We start from the raw sequence: 22,457 nt of genomic DNA, 5'->3' as shown, positions 1-22,457 counted from the left end.
CCGCGAGCTTGCGAAAGCCAAGGCACCTGGTCTCCCTGGTCAATATTTGGCCTCGTATATGGGGTAATCGGCATAGCCCTTTTTCCCACCGTAGTAAAACGTGTCGCGATCGTAGGGATTGAGTAGGAGATCGCGCTTCATCCGCTCGGGAAGATCCGGATTTGCGAGGAAGTGCCTGCCGAACGCGACAAGGTCCGCGTCGGCCGCTCGAATGATTGCTTCAGCACCGGTTGCGTCAAAGCCGCCAGCGGCGATCACCGGACCACCGAATAGAGGTCGGAGTTGCCCTGCAGCCACAGGGCTCTGCGAGTCGTCTGAGACGTTTCCTGTGACCCGCGGTTCAATGACATGAAGATAAGCCAACCCATATGCCGATAGCGCGCGGGCAACGTAGGGGAAAGTCACTGCGGGTGAGCTGTCGCCCATGCCACCGAACTTGTTGCTTGGACCAATGCGAACACCGATACGATCAGGACCCCAGACGCTTGCCACTGCATCGACAACTTCGAGGAGAAAGCGGGCGCGATTTTCTACAGAGCCACCGTATGCATCTGTACGTAGATTGGAGTTGTCCTGAAGAAACTGGTCGATGAGATAGCCATTCGCGGCGTGTAGTTCTACACCGTCGAAGCCGGCCTCTTTCGCTCGTCGGGCCGCTTGACGATAGTCGTCGACAAGCCCCGGTATTTCGGAGAGTTCGATTGCTCTCGGGACAGACGCGGCACTAGGGCCGCTCGCCAGAAGGGCCCGAACTTCGGCATGGGTCACGGACGGCGCAATCGGTGCCTGGCCGTTTGGCTGAAGGTCGACATGCGATTGTCGCCCAACGTGCCAAAGTTGCAGGAAGATCCGTCCACCCTTCGCGTGTACTGCGTCGACAACTCTCCGCCATCCTGCCACCTGTTCGTCGGTATAGATTCCAGGTGATCCATAACCCCCATTCCCTGTTGGCGTGATGAACGTAGCCTCCGCTATCAGAAGCCCTCCTTGAGATGCACGCTGTTCGTAGTATGTGATCATCAGGTCGCCTGGCACGTTGCCGGGGACGTCTGCTCGCATTCTCGTGAGCGGCGCAAGCACCACACGGTGCGACAGTTCGACTGCGCCGATGCGGATCGGTGAGAAAAGCTTTGACATACAAGTTCCTGTAAATAACGTGGACAGCGACGCTTTCCAGGCGCGTCAGAATCGAACCGACTATCGTCAACTCGCCGTCTTGCCGCCGTTCACTCTGATGATTTGTCCGGTGATAAAGGCCGCCTTGTCTGACGCGACAAAGACGACCGCGTCGGCGATTTCCTCAGGCGTGGCGCCGCGCTTGAGCGGTACGGCGGAGTAGAACGCCGCACTCTTTTCGGTTGAACCAGTGAGGCGGTCCAGCATTGCTGTCTCGGTCGGCCCAGGAGCCACCGCATTCACGCGGACACCGTAAGCCGCGGCCTCGATCGCGGCGCACTTCGTGATTCCTTCCACAGCGTGCTTACTGCCCGCGTAGAGCGAGAAGTTGGCGGCGCCACGCTCTCCGAACGTCGATGAGATGTTGACGACGTTCCCGCTGCCCTGCGGCTGCATGATGCGTAAAGCGTGTTTGAGCCCCCATAGCGTTCCCAGCACGTTGGTGTCGAACAAAGCTGTGTAGGCGTCGGCAGATACATCGGTAACAGGGCCTGGCTTGCCCTCGACGCCCGCATTGTTGACGACGACATCGAGCCGGCCGAAGCGCGTCACCGCCCTGTCAACGAGGGCGCTCACTTCGTCCTCGCGACGTACGTCAGCAATGACGAACTCGGCCTCGGCACCGAGGCGGCGCAATTCTTCTTCCAGCGCTTTGCCTTCGGCCTTCCTGCGACCGGAAATCACCACCCGTGCCCCATCCTGCGCAAAAGCGAACGCTGCGGCCCGGCCAATTCCCGTCAGGGCGCCGGTAATTAGAACAACACGATTCGTCACGTTAAGTCCTCAGAGGTATGGGTTGGCCGTTGTTGCTCGGGTTCGCATGGCGTCACCTGGCCAAATTCGCGGTCAATTCTGGGTTGAAACTCAGATGTGGCTTAAGCGTAGAATGTTTCGGCGGCTCGGAATAAGACTTTGTATATCTGGAGCCATATTCGGCAGGCATGGGGAGAGAACAATGGAGCTTCGACATCTTCGCTACTTTGTCGCTGTCGCGGAGACGGGTAGCTTCACGACGGCGGCCGAACAGCGGCTGCATACGGCCCAACCCTCCCTCAGCCGTCAGATCCGCGATCTTGAAGAGGAGGTGGGTGTCGATTTGCTGATACGCGGCGCCCGCGGAGTTGAATTGACAGCGGCAGGTCAGGCTTTCCTCGAGCACGCTCGTGGAACGTTAGCGCAAGCGCAGTCCGCCATTGAAGCGGCTCGACGGGCGGCGCGTCGTTTAAAGCCCGTATTTGCGCTTGGGTTCCTTACTGGGCAGGAGATAGAGTGGTTGCCGGAGGCGATGCGGGTTCTCCGCGACGAACTTCCTCAGATTGAGGTTACGGTCTCCAGCCAATACTCGCCGTCGCTTCGCGATGCGCTGGTGAAAGGCGATCTCGACCTCGCATTCATGCGGCCGGAGCCAAACGTACCGGACCTGGAGTACCGGCTTGTTGTCAAGGAGCCATTGTTTGTGGTTTTGCCAAGTGATCACCCTCTCGCAGCTTGCGAAAAGATCGCTCTTCAGCAGTTCATTGGCGAGACGTTCATCACCGTTTCGCACACGGCTCCTACTGTCCGGACCGTCATCGACGAGTTTATCCTGCAGTCAGGCCTCGACATACGTGCAAGCTACGAAGTGGATAACCTCGCGATGGCGGTGTCAATGGTGGCATCGACGCGCGGTCTCGCGTTGCTTCCGTGTTACGCCAGGAATTTCCTTCCTTCGTCGGTGACAAGCCGTCCACTTGCTGTTGAACCGCCGACTATCGACCTCGTCATCGGCTATAGCCGGGCCAACACTTCGCCGATATTGAGTTTGTTTCTTTCCAGAATCGACCATCTACTCGCCCGCTGCAGATCGATAGCGGCCGAAAATCAGGCATCCGTGGCATAGCTGCCACGACACAGCAACGCTCGCTCATACGCATTTTCGCTCCCTTCAGAACTCAAAGCTCGCCCTCCGGCGCCGACGGATGTTTCGACACGCGCGCGAAATGCTGTCTTCCGCCAGAGCCAATTGCATGCCTCTGAGGCATCGCGGTAGATAAACGAAGTCTTTTTCAACACCGGGTTCCCACTCGTATATTCAGCGAGCCTGCTCGGCGCGCTGCCGACTGCTCATCTCGAAGCCAACTGGGAAGTTCCATATCGGTCATGGCTAATACGCAGGAAAGTGAGGCCTGACGGCTACAAGCTGTGGTTCGCGCTGATCGACGGCCATGTCGACACAACAAGCTTCAGTGCGAGTGAATAGGATGATTCGAGTGATCAGATCAAAGGCCAGTGACGGACATGTGCAGAACACCGCAGCTCGACGTAGCCGAACTCTGGGTCGCAGGGCGAGTTTCTGGGTATCGTTTGGCGTCAGCACTCATACGCTATGGACGAGCGCAGCACCCGCGCTTAGCTATCGGCTCTACGCGCAAAAGTGGAATCTCTCACCGGTGGACACCGCCGGGGTATTCGCCATCTATCCCATTTTCGTTGTTAGTACGCTCGTTCTGCTAGGTGGCTTGTCCGACCAGGTCGGTCGTCGCATGACGATGTTGATTGCCCTCACATGTTCGCTCGTCGGTGTGCTCGTGATGACCGTCGCGCCCGATATCCGATGGCTTCTCGTTGGACGCGCGCTGATGGGGATCGGTGTCGGACTTGGCAGTGGTTCGTCAACTGCAGCCATTTTAGAGTTCAGTTCTGACGAAGATCCGGAGCGCTCGGCTGCGGCGACCAACATCGCTCAGGGTATTGGCTTCGCGACGGGCCTGCTTCTCGGGGGAGCGCTGATTCAGTATGCGCCGTGGCCTCTGCAGTTGAACTTCCTTGTGCTTGCTGTCGTCATCGTCGTTCTGATCGTCGGAGTCTGGTTCATGCCACGTCATGGCGGACAAGACACGCGATGGTCCGTGCGCATGCCGCGCGTTCCCGCAGATTGCCGGAACGCTTTCGCTATCGCATCGCTTGCTGCTGTCATTGCGTTCGCATCGGGCGCGATTCTGCTATCCCTCGGTGGCCAGATGGCGCATGACCTGGTAGGGTCCGTCAACGCATTCACGAACGGTGCGATCCTGGCAAGCTTCGCAATCGTATCTGCTGTAATCACAGTTCTCTGCAGAAAGCTGTCCCCCAGGCTGCTGCTCCTTCTGGGGGCGATAACGGCTTCACTTGGGCTACTCCTGTTGTGGCTCGCGGTGACCTGGGTCAGCTTGTCGATGCTCCTCGCCTCTACGTCGCTCGCCGGAGGCGGTTATGCACTCCTGTTCATGGGAGCGCTTTCTGTATTGAACTCTTCCGCGCCGGCCGAGCATCGCGGCGGCATTCTTTCCGCGTTTTATCTGATCGGGTATCTCTCGATGGGTATGTTCGCCCTTGTATTGGGCGGGATGGCGAGGACCTGGGGACTCGCCGAGGCTGTTACAACGGCGTCGTTCACCATCGTCGCGCTCGGGTTCGTTAGTTTCTGGCTCTCTGCCTCGCGCCCATTTCCGGTGTTCCGCAGGTATGCAGAACGGCGAGCGGATTGAGCGAGTGGCTACCAGGCGTAAGTCGCTTTGAGTCTTTGAAAAGGAATGGCTATGACGTCATTGTTCTCCAAATATCAATTCAGACGGGTGTTGACCAGCAACCGCATTGCTGTTTCGCCGATGTGCCAGTACGTCGCAAAGGACGGGCAGGCCACCGAGTGGCACCAGGCTCATTACGCCACTATGGCGGCCTCTGGCGCGGGCCTGTTGTTTTTAGAGGCCACCGCTGTCGAACCAGCCGGACGTATCACTCCCGGCGACCTGGGTCTCTGGGACGACAGAACACAGGCTTCTCTTGAAGAAGTCGTCTCGTTCGTCAGGAAAACCTTCGATACGAAGATCGTCCTCCAGATTGGCCATGCAGGAAGAAAGGGCTCAAGCCGTGAGCCGTGGAACGGCGGTCAGCAGATATCGAAGGCTGACAGCGGCTGGGCGACCTTTGCGCCCTCTGCGTTGCCGCAGATCGACGGCGAAGAAGTGCCAGACGCACTGAGTCCTGAGGGGCTCGAGAGGATTGCGCGCGCTTTCGCCGATTCGGCCAGACGCGCCGCCGAGATCGGTGTCGACGGACTGGAGATTCACGCCGCGCACGGTTATCTGTTGCATGAATTTCTATCTCCGGTATCCAATCGACGCGAAGATATTTATGGCGGGGCGCTTGTCAATCGGCTGAGATTTCCACTTGAGGTATTCGAGTCGGTCCGTGCTGCCTTTCCAGACGAAAAACCTGTCGGCGTTAAAGTTTCGGCGACAGATTGGGTAGAGGGTGGCTGGCGCGTCGACGAAACCATCGAGCTTGGCAAGCGCCTTAAAGAGCGCGGCGCAGATTGGATCACAGCCTCTCCTGGCGGGATCTCGCCGAAGCAGAAGATCCCGGTAGGGCCGAACTATCAGGCATCTTTCGCTGAGCGGATAAGACGCGAGGTCGGGATAGCTACGATCGCAGTTGGCCTTATCACCGATCCTCATTCGGCCACCCAAATCATTAGTAATGGCGAGGCAGACTTTGTGGCACTTGCAAGGGGGATGCTCTACGATCCGCGATGGCCATGGCACGCCGCCTTTGCTCTTGGTGGGTCGGTCGACGCACCGCCGTCATACTGGCGTGCACCCCCGCAAGGCCACAATGATATCTTCCGGGTGAACAAACACGGTGCTCGCTAGTTGAGTCCAACTCATGTCTCGCGATAAGCGACTCAGACACAGGTCGCGCCTGCGACCTGCATCGGCGCGGCCTGGTCACTTTGCGGGATCTTTAACGGAGAGCCAACTGCGTTAGCTCATCAACTCTCCGTTGCGTCCACACGGACGTTGACCTTCTTCAAATCCGTAGGTCGAGTAATTGATTGCGCTCAGGCATTCATCCCGCCATCCACCGTAAGATTCGCTCCGGTAATGTACGAGGCCGTCGGCCCGGCGACGAACGCTACCATTGCGGCGATCTCCTCAGCGCGCCCGTAGCGGCCGAGCGCTGTGGCGGCCTTCTGCGGCACCGCCCAATCGCCTGAGGCGGGATTCAGGTCTGTATCGATCGGTCCCGGCTGGACGTTGTTGACCGTGATGCCCCGGCCTCCCAACTCTCTGGACAGCGCCTGAGTGAACATCCTGACGGCCGCTTTCGTGGCTGCGTAGGGCACCAGCCCGGGCGCAATAGCGCGCTCGCCCACCGCCGAACCGATCATGATGATGCGCCCACCATCACTCAGGTGCTTCAGCGCCGCCTTGGTCGTAGCGAACACGCCGCGGATGTTGATGTCGATTACTCTATCCATCTCCTCCAGCGTCGTGTCTTCGAACGGTTTCGGAATGGCCGTGCCGGCATTGTTCACCAGCACATCCAGCCGGCCGAAGGTCGAAAAAGTTTTTTCGACCGCGGCTTCGACAGCTTTGACGTCAGTAGCGTCCGCCTGGATCGCGATAGCCGTTCCGCCATTGAGTTCGATCTCTTTGACCACCGCCGATGCCGCGCTGGCGTCCTTCGCATATGTAAAGGCCACACTCGCTCCATCTGCGGCCAGACGTTTCGCGATTGCCGCACCGATGCCGCGTGAGCCACCGGTAACGAGTGCTACTTTTTGGGCTAATTCAGACATTTGATTTCCTGGAGTATGCGTGAGCGATTCACCGCGTCACTGAATCAAAAAATAGATTTGCAGTACAAATGTTCGATGTATGTTGCTGCAACGATTGTAGGTTTCCGTGATGGGTGCGACAAAGACCTTGTAAGCAGGGCGGCATGCGTTTTGGGCATGGCAGGAGAGGGCATGCCTGCATGCTCCCTCGTTCCGATTTCTCGCTTGACAAAGTGACAGACCTGTCCGTAATATTAAAATTAGTTACAGGTTAGTCACTTTATTGTGAGCAGGTCATGGATCAGTTGAACGAGCAGCGCTATCTGGAAGATTTTGCAGTGGGGCAGACGTTCGGCTCAGGGCGGCTACGCATCGACAAGGAGCGGGTCCTCGCGTTCGCTGCCGAGTTCGATCCGCAGCCCTTCCATCTCGACGAGGCGGCGGCGCGCCACTCGATTTTCGGTGGTCTGGCCGCCAGCGGCTGGCACACCGCCGCCGTGACGATGCGGTTGATGATCGAGACCGAACTCAAGCCGGCTGGCGGCTTCATTGGCGCCGGCCTCGACGAGTGCCGCTGGCCCCGGCCCGTGCGCCCAGGTGACGAGTTGCGCGTCGAGTGCGAGGTGATCGAGGTGCGACCGTCAAAGTCTCGTCCGGAGCAGGGCCTGATCAAGCTCCGAACGACCACGCTGAACCAGGACGACGAGGCCGTGCTCGTGCATGTCGTGAACATGGTTGTGCCGCGCCGGAAACACCATTCGTCTTGATACCGGAAGGCGGGATATTCATGGACGTCGGTTTCATCGGCTTAGGCGTCATGGGACAGCCCATGGCGCTCAATCTGGCCCGCGCAGGCACGCAACTCATTGTCTGGAATCGCTCCGCAGACAGATGCGAATCTTTGCGAGCCGCGGGCGCAACCGTCGCGACGACTCCTGCCGAGATATTTAAACGGACCCGGGTGGTATTCCTGATGCTGGTCGACGGCGATGCAATCGACGCCGTCCTCGGCCGCGCCACATCGCAGTTCGGCGCGAACGTTGCGCACCACACGATCGTCCACATGGGGACGACCTCGCCCGACTACTCGCGCGGACTCGACGCCGACATTCGCAAAGCCGGCGGCAGCTACGTGGAAGCGCCCGTCTCGGGCTCGCGCAAGCCCGCCGAAGCGGGGCAGCTCTTGGCGATGCTGGCAGGCGAAGACGCGGCCATCGAAAGCGTCCGCCCTTTGCTCGAGCCAATGTGCCAGCAGACGATGATGTGCGGCCCGGTTCCGAACGGGCTTCTCATGAAGCTCGCGGTGAACCTGTTTCTAATGACCACAGTCACCGGCCTTGCGGAAGCGGCTCATTTTGCCGAACGGCATGGCCTCGACATGCAGCAGTTCCGCACTATCGTCGACGCCGGTCAGATGGCGAGCGGCATCTCGCGCGTAAAAATACACAAGCTGGTGACGCGCGATTTCGAAGAAGTGCAGGCGTCGATCGTCAATGTGCTGGAGAATAATCGCTTGATTGCGGATGCGGCCAGAGCAGGCGGAGTCGCGTCACCGCTACTGGATGTCTGCTACGCGCTATTCGGCGAGACGTTGGCGTTGGGGCACGGGCAATCCGACATGGCGGCCGTCGTCCACGCATTCGAGGCAAGAACCGATTCCAGCAAGTGATCGCGTTCGACTAGACCAACAACTTCGTGGCGGCGTCAATGAGGTCGCCCTTCAGATTGGCCGACTCCGCTATCGAACCAGTGACATACGCGCCGTTGATGACCAGTGCTATCTGAGACGCGGTGCGGTTGGGATTACTAACACCCAGCTTGGCGACGATCGCTGCGAGCCTCGCCTGCATTTCCTCTTTGTTGTCTCGGGCGATAACCCGGCCAGGATGGTTGTCGTCGGGAAACTCCGCCATCAGATTAAGAAAGGGGCAGCCACGAAAGGCGGGGTGCGCAATCCGTTTCGCGATTCCAGATAGCAGCGCCTGCAGCAAAGCGCGCGGGTCATCGGCGTGCTTCTTTTCAACGTCATCCCACCACGCCCAGAACAACCGATCTTTCTCGGCGGCGAAAGCGCAGATCAAAGCGTCCTTGGAGTCGAATACGCGATAGAGGCTCGTCTTCGACACCCCGGATTGCTCGACGACCGTGTCGACGCCGATGGCACGTATGCCCTCGCGGTAGAACAGATCGCTTGCCGTCGCGAGGATCCGCTCGCGCGCGCTCACTTCGCCCTTGGGCGGGGCTCCCCGCCGAGGTCTGGCTCCTGCCTTCATATCCGCAAACTCCTTTGATTCGATTTTCTGGTTGACAAAGTAACAGATCGGTACCTAGTATGAAAGTTACAGGTCTGTTACTTTATAGGATATACCAATGCGTGTGATCGAAGCGGAAACCTTTTCGGGCTATGACGGGTTGCGGCAGATTGAATTACCCAAGCCGCAACCGGCGAAGGGCAGGGTGCTGGTTCGTGTGACGGCTGCTGGTGTCACGCCCCTCGAATACACGCTCCTGTCGGGTGGACACCCTCGAGCCAAGGCGCCGCTGGTGCTCGGCAACGAGGGCGTCGGTGTCGTCGAGGACGCAGGCGACTCCGGGCTCGCGGTGGGAAGCCGCGTGATGTTCACCGGGCCCTACGGCGTTGGCGAGAATGGCGCATGGCAGGAATGGCTGCTGGTGAGACCGGAACATCTGGCGTCGCCTGACTCGATCGGCGACGTCATCGCGGCCAGCATGCCGGTGGCTTATCTGACCGCACAGATCAGCCTCACCGACGCCGGGTTCAAGCCGGGCATGACGGTGCTGGCTCCAGGAATCGGCGGGTCGGTCGGCAACGCGACCTATCAGCTCGCACGGGCGCAGGGCGCCGGCAAGGTGATCTCCACGGCGGGCAGCGCGGCGAAAGCCGCGAGAGCGCGCGAACTTGGCTTCGAGGACGTGATTGACCTCACCGAGGAAGGTCTCGCTGACGGCGTTCGTCGAATAACGGCCGGCAAGGGCGTCGATATCGTCATCGAGAGCATCGGCAGCGCTGTGACGAGTGAGGCGTTGAGCAGCCTGGGTCACGGCGGTGTCCTGATCACGTTGGGCTACTCCGCAGGACGTAAAACCACGATCGATGTCACGGACCTCATCTGGAAGCGCGCGCGGATGGCCGGCTTCTCCCTGTTCGCCCAGTCACCGGCCGCGATCGCCACTGCGTGGCAGCACATCATTCCGTTAGTCGTAAGCGGATCAGTCAAGCCGATCGTCGAGCGGGTCTATCCCCTCGCTGAAGCACGCGAAGCCTTGCGTCACCTGATAGAGGATCGGCCGTTTGGCAAAGTTATTTTAACGATGTGACCGATATGACAAGCGGATATTCGCGGCTCCCAGGCTCGCCCGTTTCATTGAGGCGATTTCCTTTACCCACGCGAAGCTCCTTGTCGCCGAGGGCGCCTACGTCTTCATCACCGGCCGTCGCCAGAAAGAGCTCGACGAAGCCGTGAGGGCCATCGGGGCCAATTGATACGCCGATCATTGGCCAGCAGCCTGCGGACGCTATTGCGAGGATTTTATTTACCATCCCGATGGGACGCATGAGGGAAGCCGACGAAGTTGCCAAAGCTGCTTTGTTTCTCGCTTCAGGTGATTCGAATCAGGTGCGGCGAGTTGAACGGGTGGCGGATCGCGCATCGATCGGGATGCCGTGAATTGAAGCTTCGAAGGCGACGCGCCCGGCGCGCAGCCTTTACGGTTCGAGCAGGCGCAACAGGCGAAGCTCTTCGAGATCGAGTTCGGATTCGATGCGATGCAAGACCCCATCGTCGACCTTGCCGTCGCGATGCAGGCCAAGGAGCGCCTCGCGCGACACACTGACCAGCTTGAGTTCGATACGCAGAAAGTGCGCGCGGTCTTCGATCCGTTCCACTCCCAGCGCATGCGCGTTTTCGTTCGCCGCGACGCGGATCCGGTATTCGGCGAGCAGCCGCTCGAGCGCTGCGCGTTCGATACCGGACGCGTGCTTGCCCATCTCTTCGAGTACGGCGAGCGAAGCCCCAAAGGTGCGCGCACGCGTCTCGTGCTCGGACATGGTCTGTCGCGCGACCGGGCGCAGCTTCAGCAGACGGATGAGCGGCGCGAGACTGCTGCCCTGTACGACGAGCGTCGCAATGATGAGCAGGAAGGTACTGAAGACGATCAGGTCGCGGCCCGGGAAATTGCCTGGCAACGCGAGAGCGGCCGCGAGACTCACGACGCCGCGCATGCCCGACCATCCCAGCACGACGGCTTCGCCGGCCGACCACGGCGGGTTGCCCGTACGCTTCGCGAGCATGCGGCTCGGCAACCAGATCGCAGCACACACCCACAGGAGGCGGACCGCAATCGCAGTCGCTGTTGCAGGCAGCGCGACACACAAGCCGGCCATCAAGACGGCGACGTCGTAATTCACGCGCGCCAGGATGCCGTGCAGCGCGAGGCCGATCAGGATGAAGACGATCACGCCCAGCGCGAAGCATGCGGCCCAGGGCAGGCCCGGGTTGAACGCATGCACGGCAACGGCGACCGCGGCGGTCGTGACCGTCACTGCGCCCAGCACAAGAGAAACGATCGTGCCGAGCTCCTCGCGGAATTCCTTCCATGCCGTGTAGAACGAACTCGACATCAAGAGCGGCGGCAACACGGCCGCGAGCATCAGGTTCGGGTCCATCTCGGGCACGCGCTTGCCCGCGACCGCGATCACGCAGCCACCGAGCAGCAGCACGACGGCGGGCGGGATCGCAACGCGCTCGGCGAGCCAGGTGAGTGCGCCCGCACCGCAGATCAACAACAGCAGGTAATGAAAGAACTCGACGTTGCTCATCCGCGTGCAGGCAGATTGTGCAGCACGGAATTGTGTGAAGGATGATGGGTCACGATGGTTGCTTGTCCTTTGCGGCTACATCGGAAACGTGGCCGCCGGGCAGTGGGCCGAACATGTGCTGGCTGCACTTCGCTTCGCTCCATGCCGCTTTGAGCTTGACGCCCAATAGCATTCGACGTGCGACGGGGAGGATCTGCTCGCCGGCCAGAATGCCGAGCAGGCCCGCCAGTGCCACGGTGGGCGGCGCCGGCGACTGCACGCCGATCGCGCTGTAAACGATGCCGGCAAGAATTCCGGCAAGGAACGAGAGGATATACGGCTTCATGATGCGAGTCTCCTTGACAGTCGGCCGGCGACAGGCGCTGCTCAACAGATTGTTCACAAGCGTTTCGGGTCTGATCGAGTAAGGGAAGAGTAGTTAAGTTCACTTAAAGGTGCAATTCTCGGAATCGCACTCATTTTTCGGGGTGTTCTTTTGCCGGGTTTAGTATTAAATGTTAACGCTGGACGACGCATGCCCCAGCGCAATGGATATCGGACTCCTCGCGGTCACGCCGGCGAGGCGAGGTTTTGTTTTCTCCGCACCGAAGGAGATACATGTCATGAGCAATCCGAAGCTTGAAGTACTCACCCCGCAGAACAGCCAGCTCATCTTCATCGATCAGCAGCCACAGATGGCCTTCGGCGTACATTCGATTGACCGCCAGATGCTGAAGAACAACGTCGTCGGGCTGGCCAAGGCGGCCAAGGTGTTCAAGATTCCGACCACGATCACGACCGTCGAGTCGGAAGGCTTCTCGGGGTTTACCTATCCCGAACTGCTCGACGTGTTTCCGGGCATGAAGCTGCTCGAGCGCACGTCGATGAACTCGTGGGACGACCAGAAAGTGCGTGACGCGCTGGCCGCGAACGGGCGCAAGAAGGTGATCGTGTCGGGTCTGTGGACGGAAGTCTGCAATACGACATTTGCGCTCTGCGCGATGCTCGAAGGCGACTACGAGATCTACATGGTGGCCGATGCGTCGGGCGGTATGTCGAAGGATTCGCACGATTTCGCGATGCAGCGCATGGCCCAGGCCGGCGTCGTGCCGGTCACGTGGCAACAGGTCATGCTCGAATGGCAGCGCGACTGGGCACGCCGCGAGACCTATGACGAAATCATGGCAATCGCGAGGGAGCACTCGGGCGCATACGGCATGGGCATCGACTATGCCTACACGATGGTCCACAAGGCGCCGCAGCGCACGGCTACGCCGCATGAGGCGCTGCCGGCCGTGCCGGCGAAGTAAGACGCGCTCACGCACCGTCTGCGGAACGTGAGCGAGATGCTCGACGAGAAGGTCGAGCAACGCCGTGACGCGCGCAGTGCGACATGTCCAACCCGGACGAAATCGGGGTGTTCATGCGCACGACGCCATGCGGCTCGAGCACCTCAGCGCAGACGCCTCGCTTGCGCCGGCCCTGGCTTCGCCGGACAGCTGAACCGCCCGGTTCTGCACGCTAATTTGTCAGAGAGAGTGATCATATGAAACCGTATCTGGTGTCACTGGGTGCGGGCGTGCTGATAGGCGTGATCTATAGCGTGATCAAGGTCCGCTCGCCGGCGCCGCCGCTGGTTGCCCTCATCGGCTTGCTCGGCATGTTGATCGGCGCTCTGGCCGTCCCGACGCTCAAGCAGTTGCTCGGTCTTTGATTGAATCAAACGAATTTTGCGAATTGAGCGAAGTGAGGAGACGCACATGAGCGCTACCGGCACCCAACCCGATCTCATTCTGCATAACGGACGGTTCACGACGCTGGACCGTTCGAACCCGGTCGCCACCGCGGTGGCAATGACCGATGGCCGCTTCGTCGCGGTCGGCAGCGATGCCGATGTGATGCCGCTCGCGGGCGGCTCGACCCGGGTCATCGACCTGGGCGGCCGGCCCGCGCTGCCCGGCCTGATCGACAATCACCTGCATCTGATCCGCGGCGGCCTCAACTACAACATGGAGCTGCGCTGGGACGGCGTGAGCTCGCTCGCCGTGGCGATGGAAATGCTCAAGCAGCAGGTCGCGATCACACCCGCGCCACAATGGGTGCGCGTGGTGGGCGGCTTTACCGAGCACCAGTTCGAGGAGAAGCGCCTGCCGAGCATCGAGGAACTCAACGCGGTGGCGCCCGATACGCCCGTGTTCATCCTGCATTTGTACGACCGAGCGCTGCTCAACGCAGCCGCGCTGCGTGTGATCGGCTATACGAAGGACACGCCGGAGCCGCCGGGAGGCAAGATCCTGCGCGATGGCGCGGGCAATCCCACCGGCCTCCTGCTTGCGAATCCGAATGCATCGATTCTCTACGCGACGCTTGCCAAAGGACCGAAGCTGCCGCCCGAGTACCAGTACAACTCGACGCGCCATTTCATGCGCGAACTCAACCGCCTTGGCGTGACCGGCGCGATCGATGCGGGCGGCGGCTCGCAGAACTTCCCGGAGGATTACGAAGTCATCCGCAAGCTGCACGACGCGGGCGAGATGACGGTTCGAGTCGCATACAACCTGTTTACGCAAAAGCCGAAGGCCGAGAAGGAAGACTTTGTGAACTGGACCAGCATGTCCCGGTATCACGACGGCACGGATTACTTCCGCCACAACGGCGCAGGCGAGATGCTGGTCTTTTCGGCTGCCGACTTCGAGGACTTTCGCGTGGCGCGACCCGACATGGCGCCCGAGATGGAGGGCGAACTGGAAGGCGTGGTGCGCGTGCTCGCGCAGAATCGCTGGCCGTGGCGGTTGCACGCCACCTACGACGAAACCATCAGCCGCGCGCTCGACGTGTTCGAGAAGGTCGACAAGGACATTCCGCTCGCCGGCCTCAACTGGTTCTTCGATCACGCGGAAACCGTCTCCGAGCGTTCGATGGATCGTATCGCGGCGCTCGGCGGCGGCATCGCGGTGCAGCACCGGATGGCTTACCAGGGCGAGTACTTCGTCGAGCGCTATGGCGCAGAGGCGGCGCAAGCCACACCGCCCGTCGCGAAGATGCTGGAGAAGGGCATCAAGGTCTCGGCCGGCACCGATGCGACGCGCGTGGCGTCGTACAACCCTTGGGTGTCGCTTGCGTGGCTGGTGACCGGCAAGACGGTCGCGGGTCTGCGGATGTATCCGCAGCGCAACCTGCTCGACCGTGAGACGGCCCTGCGTATGTGGACCGAGTACGTCACCTGGTTCTCGAACGAAGAAGGCAGGAAAGGCCGCATCGCAGTCGGCCAGCTCGCGGACCTGATGGTGCCGGACCGCGACTTTTTCGCATGCGCCGAGGACGACATCGCCGGCACCACCGCGTTGCTCACGGTGGTGGGAGGCAAGATTGTCTGGGGCGCGGGCCCGTTCTCGCAGCACGATGCGCCGATTCCGGCCGCGATGCCGGACTGGTCGCCGGTGCGGCAGTACGGCGGCTTTGGCGGCTGGGGTCGTGGGGATGTAAGTCAGCAGCGCGAAGGCGCGCCGCTTCAGCGCGCGGCCACCGCGGCGATGTGCGGATGCGCGAGCGCGTGCAATGTGCACGGCCACGCACACGCGCGCGCATGGGGCCGCGCGTTGCCGACCGCGGATGCGAAGGGCTTCTGGGGCGCGCTCGGTTGCTCCTGCTGGGCCATCTGACGTGACGGCATTCTCCGGCCGCAGCGACCCGGCATGGGTCCGCACGCTGCTTGCGCAGGCATGGGTCGGGCCGCTCGTGCGCCTCGCGCTCGTATCGGCCTGGCTGATCGGCGGCTTTAACAAGGCGCTGCATTTCGACAGTGCAATCGCGGAGCAGGCGCATTTCGGCCTGCACCCGCCCGCGCTCTGGGCAGCGCTGGCGGTCGCGGTCGAGATAGGCGGATCGCTATGCGTCGTATTTCGCCGCTTCACGTGGATTGGCGCGGGCGGCCTCGGTGTGCTGACCGTCGTCGCCATGCTGGTCGCCAACGACTTCTGGAACCAGACCGGCGCCGCGCGCTTCATGGCGCTCAACAGTTTTTTCGAGCATCTGGGACTGATCGCGGCGCTTGTGCTCGCGACCATGCTCGGCGATACGAAAGGTGCGGCCGGCGGCAGCCGCACCTGATTGATCAGACAGAACGATGAAACAACAAGGAAATTCCGTCATGAAAACGATTCGCTCTGCGTTGCTCGCCGTGCTGATCGCGAGCGGTCTTGTCGCCGCGCCGGTTGCGTTCGCGACGCCACCCACACCGGCCGTCTTGCCGCCGTACGTCGCCGTCGGTCCGCAGTACGATACGACGCACGTGTACGTTGCGGCGGAAGACTTCGATCGCTTCACCGATAGCTTCGTCGCGACGTTTGGCGGCAACAAGTCGAAGCAGGGCGTATTCCAGGTCACGCCAACGCCGAGCCAGACGATGTCGCAGCTCGTGTTTACGCCGTCGGGCACGATCTCCGTGTTCGGCTTCAAGACGCCCATTCCGTATCCTTTCGGCGAGGAGCGCACGGGCTACCTCGTGACCAACATGGACGCGGCGATGAAGTCCGCGCGCGCGCTCGGCGCCGACGTGATCGTCGACACGTTCCCCGATCCGATCGGCCGCGACGCCATCATCTCGTGGCCTGGCGGCCTTAAGATGCAGCTCTACTGGCATACCCAGGCGCCGCACTACGATGCGCTGCAGACCATTCCCGAGAACCGTGTCTATGTGTCGCCGCAAAACATGCGCAAGCTGGTTCACGCTTTCGTGAAGTTCTCGCACGGCCGGGTGGTGTCCGATGTGGGCAACGCGCCCGGTATCGAAATCGGCCGGCCGAACGACACGTATCGCCGCATTCGTATCGAGTCGGGCTTCGGCAAGATGACCGTGCTCGTGACTGATGGCCGTCTGCCCTATCCGTTTGGGCGGGAAGTGACCGGCTACGAAGTGCCGAATCTCGCCGCGACGCTGGAGAAGGCGAAGGCCGCGAGCGTGCAGGTGCTCGTGCCGCCGTTTACTTCGGACGGGCGCGACGCCGCGATCGTCGAGTTCCCGGGCGGCTATATCGCCGAGATTCACGCGAAATCGGCGCAATGACGCGTTGCATTCGTAGTCGGAGCGGTGGCCGGACATAAGCCCACGCGGACAATGGCGAGGGGAACCATGGTGTCGACTGCAATGCGGGGGAGTCGATTCGAAAAGGCCGCCAGTGCCCTGACCTTCGCGGGTCTGCTGCTGACGGGTGCAGACGCGAGCTTCGCGGATACGGTCGCGCAACCCGCAACCGGGATGAGCCTCGCGGCGGATGCCGCCGATACGGTAGCGCCTGCGAGCGGCAGCACATCGGCAGGCACCTGCAATGCAAAGCGGCCCGTCGTCATGTTCAACCGCTGGCAGGAAGACTGGTCGGTGCTCGCGAATCCGTGCGTGCCGCGCGAACCGCTCGACGGCCTCAAGTACATTCCGTTCGGCGGCGACCCGGCATCGTATCTGTCGCTCGGCGTGAATATGCGCGAGCGCGTCGAAAGCAATAACGCACCGCTGTTCGGCATCGGCACGCAATCGGATACGTATCTGATCCAGCGCGTCGAGGTCCATGCCGATGCGCATCTCGGCGAGCACTGGCAGTTCTTCGTGCAGATCGAGGATGCACGCGTGTGGGGCAAGAACGTGGTCACCCCGGTGGACAAGAACCCGCTCGATCTCGAACAGGCGTTTGTCACCTACACCGGCGCGCTCGGCGGCGGCACCTTCAAGTTTCGTGTCGGCCGCCAGGAGATGGCATTCGACCTGCAGCGTTTCATCTCCGTGCGTGACGGCCCGAACGTGCGCCAGACGTACGACGCGCTCTGGGCTGACTACGAATACCAGAAGTGGCGCTTTATCGCCTACGCGACGCAACCCGTGCAGAACCGCGACGCAACCGCGTTCGACGACGTATCGAATCGCGACCTCACGTTCAGCGGCGTGCGTTTCGAGCGCCAGTCGGTAGGGCCGGGCGATCTGTCCGGCTACTGGTCGCGCTATAACCGCAGCAACGCGCGGTACCTGGATGCAAGCGGCGTCGAGCGCCGCGATGTCTGGGATTTGCGCTACTCCGGCACACGTGGTCGTTTCAATTGGGATGTCGAAGGGATGCTGCAGACGGGAACGGTCGGTAACAGCACGATATTCGCGTGGGCGATGGGCTCGATCGCGGCCTACAAGCTCGACATGCCCTGGTCGCCGCAAGTTGCTGTGCAGGTCGACGCGGCTTCAGGCGATCGGCACCCGCACGACGGCAGAATCGAGACCTTCAATACGCTGTTTCCGAACGGCTACTACTTCACGCTCGCGGGCTATACGGGCTATTCGAACCTCATTCATATCAAACCATCCATTACGCTCAAGCCGACGACCAATCTGGCGCTGCTCGGCGCGCTGGGCTTCCAGTGGCGCGAGACGACCGGCGACGCCGTGTATCAGCAGGCGAATCAGGCTGTACCGGGCACGGCGGGTAGAGGCAGCCTGTGGACGGGGATGTATGTGCAGTTGCGCGCGGACTGGACGATTGCGGCGAACCTCATTGGTTCGATCGAAGCCGTGCACTTCCAGGTGGGGAACTCGATCCGTCAGGCGGGTGGGCGCAATGCTGACTACGCCGGCATTGAGCTCAAGTACGGGTGGTAGGTCACCCAATTTTAATGGGTGAGCTGGCTAGTCCGCAGCTGACCGTTGACGAGCCCGATCTGCTGTACAGTATTCCGGGAACCCGATGATGTTTTTTTCCGTGTTTTTCCGAAGTGAAACGGACATTAGTGCAGTCATGCCGGCCTGCACGTTCTTGGCCAAAACAGTCGTCGGCCGTTGCAAGTATGCACGGCCGGGACCGAAAAGAGATATTGCTACCGCTGCGCGCCGAACGTAACTCGGGCCAGTTTGATTTCCACTACCAAACTCGCGACCTTAAGCTCAGGAGCCGATCCCGTCACCTGACAAAACCATCGGATCGCGTCATATAAATCGGGTGAAAGTCGGCGTTCGCCTTCTTGAACTCGTCCGAGGGCGTGCCATAGATCACCCAGCGAGTGAGCTTGGCCACAGCGAAGAACTCCGTCGACAATGGGGCGAAGCTTTCCGTTTGGTGGAACAGCGCCGCCTTCGAATCCGAGTAGCGTTCGAAGATGTCAACCGTCTTCTGGTCGTCTGCGATGTTGAGCTCAAACTGCAGCGCGCCCGGCTCCTTCTCTGTCGCGGCCACAAGCTTTGGTATTAGCGGCTTGAACTTGTCCATCTGATCGACGGTAACGGTGAAAACCCAGTACACCTGTTCGCTCTGCATCTCTGCCTCCATGGTACGGTACCTCAAGGCTCACGCGACGCTGACAATTGGCGCAACTGCCACCTGCGGTATTGGACCATACTCCAATAAGAGTAGCGGCCGCGATGCTCGCGCTCAGGCCCGCTGGCACTAGAACTGCGCAACCAATATTCGCATGGCCGCGCGTCACTTCAGTATATGTGCAATCTGGCAGACGGCTCAACAACGTGGGCGTGTAAGCCGGAACCGCCGATCCACATCCTGTGCAGAATGACGACAAGTTTGAGCGCGACAGCGACCACTGCCCGGCGATCAGCGCTACTGAGCAAGTATGGCGAGCGCGGCGCGCAGAGGGGCAAATGAGACTGTAAACAGTCCATCGAGCGGCTTGGTCATTTCCAGTATCAGGAAAATTGCCACCGAAGTGGATAACGCGCTCATAAACAATGCTGCAATGACCGTAGCGTTGGCGGGGGTGAGCATGCCAAACGCGCCGAAAATGATGGATAGCCACAACACCAGGGCTACCAGCAGCGGTATGGGGAGTGAGCCCACCGCTTGCAGCAGTGCCAGTCCGCGCACGGCCAGCACTTCATCGGCAATCTGGATGGCGTTCGTCTGCAGCTCACGCTGCTCTGCATTACGCGGCGAGAGTTCTTTCAGCTTGTGCTGAAGGCCCTCCATTCCTCTTAGCGCCTGGACGCTGCCAAGCGCTGCCACCTCCGCAGGGTCGCGGGAAACGAGTGTCTGGATCCACGTGCCGTAGCTCTGCTTAATCAGGCCACGGACCTCCTGCGTTTCAGGTCCATATTGGGCCAGCACGCGATCGAGGCGAACGACGCCGGCGGCATTGTGCACAAGTTCACTGTTCACTGTATCGAATGAGCTTTTCGCCGACGAGATCAGCAGGCCAAGCACCAACGCGGCCATCGTCGCGATCAGGCCGGTCGCCAGCTTTACGACACCGACTGAATCGTCACCAAGGTGATGCTGCGGCAGCATGGTACGCAGGTACAAGCCAAGCAGCGCGCTGCCGAATACACATACAAACACGATCAACGCGATAACGAAGTCGCTCACAGTTCAATCCTCCGTCTCTGGTCGTAAGCCCTGCGCCAATGGTTATCCAAAACGGACGCAGGGCAGCGGTGGTCGAGCAAACCTAACTCTTTCCGGTTATGTTGGAAGGCGAACCTTGGACCCGACGCGGACAGGCTACCGGCCGCAACGCCCACCATACCGTGCGAAGCGCAGCGTCGCCAGTCGGCCGTCAATTTGACTCCGAAGGTTGCGCCACGCGAGCGCAGCAAGTCAACTCTGGGCGTTCCGCAAGGCACTTGCACCACGCGATAGTAAACGCCATTCGCGCCGTAGGCGGGTTGAAACCACGTACTGCCGTACAGGTAGTATGTGCCGCCCCGAACGCTGGGCGATATACAGCCAGCCGGGAGTGCAGCGTAAACCGCGCTCGTCGCAAACGCCGTACTGATGTGGGCGGGCGCAGGGGCGGCTGTCGTCGCTCCAGTCACGTAGCCGGGGTAGTAAACGTTCGATGAAGCCGCTGCGGTGTTGGCCAAGGCCAGGTTGGACGAGCGAATGAAAGCGGTTCACGCGGGTTTGTCGGACTGATCGGGCATGCTCGTGTTCCATAGCACTTCGAACAGAATGCACTCGAACGCAAAGAACTCCGCGCTTTGAATGGACAGCGCGTAGTGCTCGGCCCGCGATGAAATGAAGGCCACGGTGTCGTCGTAGAGATAGGTCGTGATACCCACTTCGAAATCGGCGGGCGAGAAACGGAGTTCACGGAGATCGCGCTTCGACGATCGCCACAGATCGCGCGTATTGCCGGGGCCCGAGCGGATCACGCGCAGATTGATACCCGCACGGATGCGTCGCACCGCGACGTCCCTGATGACCTCAAAACCCGGCGTCTGAAACAGCTCGCTGTTAGACATCACCGCGCGCAACTCTTTACTGACGGCGATCGCCTGCTTTGGCAATGGCACGATGTGATCGTGCCGCATTTTCATCCGCTCGGCTGCGACATGCCATTCGGCTGTCTTGAGGTTCATCTCGTCCCACGGCACTGCCGCAACCACACCGGGGCGAAGGCCGGTCAGCATGGTGAGCTTGAGGGCGGCGCGGATAATGGGCGACCTGTAGGCATCGATAGCCAGAGCGAGTGGGCCTATGTCCGCCGGCTTGGTGATCGCTGGTATATGGCCTTTCTTGTGGCGTGGCACAACACCGCGGAGTGTCAACGCGGCGCCATCTTCGCGCAGTCCGTTCTGGATGGCGTACGTCACGATGCCACCGACATACTGCCGTGCTTTGGTCGCGAGGTTAGGTGCGTGGGAGGCGATCGCTTCGAGTACGGGCTTGACCTCTGGCGTGGCAAGCGTGGAGATGGGCTTGTTGCGGAGCGCGGGAGTCAGGTATTCGCGAACGACAAACTCCGCCTTGCGGTACGTTTCGTCGGCCCATTCCGTACGTTTGAAGTCGAGCCAGCTTTGAGCTACGAGATGAAAGGCGCCTTCGGCCGCGCGTTTGCGGCCGGTGGCTTCGGCCCGGCGATGCTCGACCGGATCGATGCCTTCGCGTACAAGACTGCGTGCGGCAGTGGCCGACCGTCGCGCATCGGCGAGTGTGATATCGGGGTAGGGACCGAGGCTGAGGAAGTTCTCCTTGCCCGTACTCAGCCGTCGATAGCGGAGCAGTCAGGTTTTGCCCCCGTCCGGCCAGATGCGCAAGGCCAAGCGATTCCCATCCGCGAGCAAATAGGGGTGCTCGCGCGGATTGGCGAACGAAATACCACTTCGGAGTTCGGTTCGACGCGTTTGGGCATGGCCTAACATCTCGACTCCGTGTATACGCAAATGTATACGCAAAAATCGTCGATGTCAGTGGATCGCAAGGGATCTGCAGACAACAAAAAACCCCGTAAGACTTTGATCTTACGGGGTTTCTCGAACTTCTTCGGCTTGAGTTGCAACTAAGCCGGAACAACTGTTGGTGCCCAGGAGAGGACTCGAACCTCCACGGTGTTGCCACCGCTAGGACCTGAACCTAGTGCGTCTACCAATTCCGCCACCTGGGCACGTCTTCAAGCTAGACCGCTATTTTAGCGCGATGATGCAGCGTGTCAATCCCTACATACAAACTGGCCATCGCTTCATCAACCGCCCGGTTGTGCCGTGCAGCGAAGCAAAACTTCGCTGCCCAATCACTGCCAACTCGCGTTGACGCAACCGTCCTGCTAACCACATGATCCGATCGAAAAACCGGAATCGGACCACATAACCTCACACAAAAAGTAAAGCCGCCGATGTGAAACATCAGGCGGCTTTACTTTTGAATCTGGTGCCCAAGAGAGGACTCGAACCTCCACAGTGTTGCCACCGCTAGGACCTGAACCTAGTGCGTCTACCAATTTCGCCACCTGGGCAGGTGATGAACAGCAAAGAACGCCATTATAGCGACAGATTCAGGGCTGTCAAGCGTTTCTCAAAAGTCGCTTAAACATCGCCGCAGCGAGCCTGCATGCGCCTCACAGCGACTATTGACGGGCCGCTTGGCGCACAAGACGGGTGTTAGAATGCCTCGCAGTAGTTCG

The 22,457-nt window shown here is 60.6% G+C and carries 22 protein-coding genes, 2 tRNA genes and 1 pseudogene; 12 read left to right on the top strand and 13 right to left on the bottom strand.

Going from position 1 to position 22,457, the window contains the following annotated elements:
• Positions 1-39: 39 nt before the first annotated feature.
• Both FSO04_RS19285 and FSO04_RS19280 read right to left on the bottom strand, forming a co-directional pair.
• The gene (locus FSO04_RS19285) at positions 40-1,137 is read right to left on the bottom strand and encodes an alkene reductase (RefSeq protein ID WP_154561442.1); all 1,098 of its coding nucleotides are present in this window, start codon (positions 1,135-1,137) and stop codon (positions 40-42) included.
• A gap of 66 nt (positions 1,138-1,203) precedes the next feature.
• Positions 1,204-1,950, bottom strand: coding sequence for an SDR family NAD(P)-dependent oxidoreductase (locus FSO04_RS19280; protein WP_168435746.1), 747 nt, complete (start codon positions 1,948-1,950; stop codon positions 1,204-1,206).
• Between the two features lie 181 nt (positions 1,951-2,131).
• Between FSO04_RS19280 and FSO04_RS19275 the strand changes: the two genes are divergently transcribed.
• The 3 genes from FSO04_RS19275 to FSO04_RS19265 all read left to right on the top strand — a co-directional run bounded on the left by FSO04_RS19275 (position 2,132) and on the right by FSO04_RS19265 (position 5,846).
• A complete protein-coding gene (locus FSO04_RS19275; RefSeq protein WP_154561440.1) occupies positions 2,132-3,055 on the top strand; it encodes a LysR family transcriptional regulator in 924 nt (307 codons plus the stop codon).
• A 325-nt stretch (positions 3,056-3,380) separates the two neighbouring features.
• Positions 3,381-4,682, top strand: a complete 1,302-nt coding sequence (locus FSO04_RS19270; protein ID WP_154561438.1) for an MFS transporter — start codon at positions 3,381-3,383, stop codon at positions 4,680-4,682.
• A gap of 51 nt (positions 4,683-4,733) precedes the next feature.
• Positions 4,734-5,846 carry an NADH:flavin oxidoreductase/NADH oxidase gene (locus tag FSO04_RS19265; protein WP_154561436.1) on the top strand — a complete coding sequence of 371 codons (1,113 nt, stop codon included), beginning with the start codon at positions 4,734-4,736 and terminating at the stop codon, positions 5,844-5,846.
• A gap of 188 nt (positions 5,847-6,034) precedes the next feature.
• Here the strand turns inward: FSO04_RS19265 and FSO04_RS19260 are convergent, their stop codons facing one another.
• Entirely contained in the window at positions 6,035-6,775 is a 741-nt protein-coding gene (locus FSO04_RS19260) for an SDR family NAD(P)-dependent oxidoreductase (protein WP_154561434.1), read from the bottom strand.
• A 275-nt stretch (positions 6,776-7,050) separates the two neighbouring features.
• On the opposite strand from FSO04_RS19260, the gene FSO04_RS19255 reads away from it, so the two are divergent.
• The gene (locus tag FSO04_RS19255; RefSeq protein ID WP_154561432.1) at positions 7,051-7,521 is read left to right on the top strand and encodes a MaoC family dehydratase; all 471 of its coding nucleotides are present in this window, start codon (positions 7,051-7,053) and stop codon (positions 7,519-7,521) included.
• A gap of 20 nt (positions 7,522-7,541) precedes the next feature.
• Entirely contained in the window at positions 7,542-8,423 is an 882-nt protein-coding gene (locus FSO04_RS19250; protein ID WP_154561430.1) for an NAD(P)-dependent oxidoreductase, read from the top strand.
• Between the two features lie 10 nt (positions 8,424-8,433).
• Here FSO04_RS19250 and FSO04_RS19245 read toward each other — a convergent pair whose 3' ends face one another.
• Positions 8,434-9,027, bottom strand: a complete 594-nt coding sequence (locus FSO04_RS19245) for a TetR/AcrR family transcriptional regulator (protein WP_154561428.1) — start codon at positions 9,025-9,027, stop codon at positions 8,434-8,436.
• 97 nt (positions 9,028-9,124) lie between these two features.
• Here FSO04_RS19245 and FSO04_RS19240 point away from each other — a divergent pair, with 97 nt between their 5' ends.
• Entirely contained in the window at positions 9,125-10,093 is a 969-nt protein-coding gene (locus FSO04_RS19240) for a quinone oxidoreductase family protein (protein WP_154561425.1), read from the top strand.
• Here FSO04_RS19240 and FSO04_RS46795 read toward each other — a convergent pair.
• The 3 genes from FSO04_RS46795 to FSO04_RS19225 form a co-directional block, all read right to left on the bottom strand.
• Entirely contained in the window at positions 10,077-10,271 is a 195-nt protein-coding gene (locus tag FSO04_RS46795) for a hypothetical protein (protein WP_168435745.1), read from the bottom strand. The genes FSO04_RS19240 and FSO04_RS46795 overlap by 17 nt on opposite strands.
• Positions 10,272-10,481: 210 nt before the next feature.
• On the bottom strand, positions 10,482-11,594 hold the full coding sequence (locus tag FSO04_RS19230) for a cation:proton antiporter domain-containing protein (protein ID WP_154561423.1): 1,113 nt from the start codon (positions 11,592-11,594) through the stop codon (positions 10,482-10,484).
• Positions 11,595-11,643: 49 nt separating this feature from the next.
• Positions 11,644-11,919, bottom strand: a complete 276-nt coding sequence (locus FSO04_RS19225; RefSeq protein ID WP_154561421.1) for a XapX domain-containing protein — start codon at positions 11,917-11,919, stop codon at positions 11,644-11,646.
• Positions 11,920-12,196: 277 nt separating this feature from the next.
• On the opposite strand from FSO04_RS19225, the gene FSO04_RS19220 reads away from it, so the two are divergent.
• The 6 genes from FSO04_RS19220 (at position 12,197) to FSO04_RS19195 (ending at position 18,210) form a co-directional block, all read left to right on the top strand.
• Positions 12,197-12,883, top strand: coding sequence for a hydrolase (locus FSO04_RS19220; RefSeq protein ID WP_154561419.1), 687 nt, complete (start codon positions 12,197-12,199; stop codon positions 12,881-12,883).
• 236 nt (positions 12,884-13,119) lie between these two features.
• On the top strand, positions 13,120-13,287 hold the full coding sequence (locus FSO04_RS19215; protein WP_154561417.1) for a DUF1427 family protein: 168 nt from the start codon (positions 13,120-13,122) through the stop codon (positions 13,285-13,287).
• Positions 13,288-13,333: 46 nt separating this feature from the next.
• Positions 13,334-15,235 carry an amidohydrolase gene (locus FSO04_RS19210; protein ID WP_154561415.1) on the top strand — a complete coding sequence of 634 codons (1,902 nt, stop codon included), beginning with the start codon at positions 13,334-13,336 and terminating at the stop codon, positions 15,233-15,235.
• 1 nt (position 15,236) lies between these two features.
• Entirely contained in the window at positions 15,237-15,683 is a 447-nt protein-coding gene (locus tag FSO04_RS19205; RefSeq protein WP_174825299.1) for a DoxX family protein, read from the top strand.
• Between the two features lie 40 nt (positions 15,684-15,723).
• Positions 15,724-16,638 carry a VOC family protein gene (locus tag FSO04_RS19200; protein WP_154561411.1) on the top strand — a complete coding sequence of 305 codons (915 nt, stop codon included), beginning with the start codon at positions 15,724-15,726 and terminating at the stop codon, positions 16,636-16,638.
• A 66-nt stretch (positions 16,639-16,704) separates the two neighbouring features.
• Positions 16,705-18,210 carry an alginate export family protein gene (locus tag FSO04_RS19195; protein WP_154561409.1) on the top strand — a complete coding sequence of 502 codons (1,506 nt, stop codon included), beginning with the start codon at positions 16,705-16,707 and terminating at the stop codon, positions 18,208-18,210.
• Between the two features lie 298 nt (positions 18,211-18,508).
• Here the strand turns inward: FSO04_RS19195 and FSO04_RS19190 are convergent, their stop codons facing one another.
• The 6 genes and pseudogenes from FSO04_RS19190 to FSO04_RS19170 form a co-directional block, all read right to left on the bottom strand.
• A complete protein-coding gene (locus tag FSO04_RS19190; protein ID WP_154561407.1) occupies positions 18,509-18,862 on the bottom strand; it encodes a putative quinol monooxygenase in 354 nt (117 codons plus the stop codon).
• Positions 18,863-19,159: 297 nt separating this feature from the next.
• Positions 19,160-19,921: a bestrophin-like domain gene (locus tag FSO04_RS19185; RefSeq protein ID WP_168435744.1), complete on the bottom strand. Its 762-nt coding sequence runs from the start codon at positions 19,919-19,921 to the stop codon at positions 19,160-19,162.
• 527 nt (positions 19,922-20,448) lie between these two features.
• The gene (locus tag FSO04_RS46900) at positions 20,449-20,850 is read right to left on the bottom strand and encodes a transcriptional regulator TrmB (RefSeq protein ID WP_233464909.1); all 402 of its coding nucleotides are present in this window, start codon (positions 20,848-20,850) and stop codon (positions 20,449-20,451) included.
• A 12-nt stretch (positions 20,851-20,862) separates the two neighbouring features.
• A pseudogene (locus FSO04_RS46895) lies at positions 20,863-21,543 on the bottom strand (tyrosine-type recombinase/integrase); the annotation flags it as partial.
• Between the two features lie 311 nt (positions 21,544-21,854).
• Positions 21,855-21,941: transfer RNA gene (locus FSO04_RS19175), tRNA-Leu, on the bottom strand.
• 261 nt (positions 21,942-22,202) lie between these two features.
• Positions 22,203-22,289: transfer RNA gene (locus FSO04_RS19170), tRNA-Leu, on the bottom strand.
• Positions 22,290-22,457 lie beyond the last annotated feature (168 nt).

It is taken from the genome of Paraburkholderia madseniana, from assembly GCF_009690905.1.
Taxonomy (GTDB): domain Bacteria; phylum Pseudomonadota; class Gammaproteobacteria; order Burkholderiales; family Burkholderiaceae; genus Paraburkholderia; species Paraburkholderia madseniana.
The sequence above is the reverse complement of the archived record's forward strand: the minus strand, read 5'-3'. Positions and strand labels throughout refer to the sequence as shown.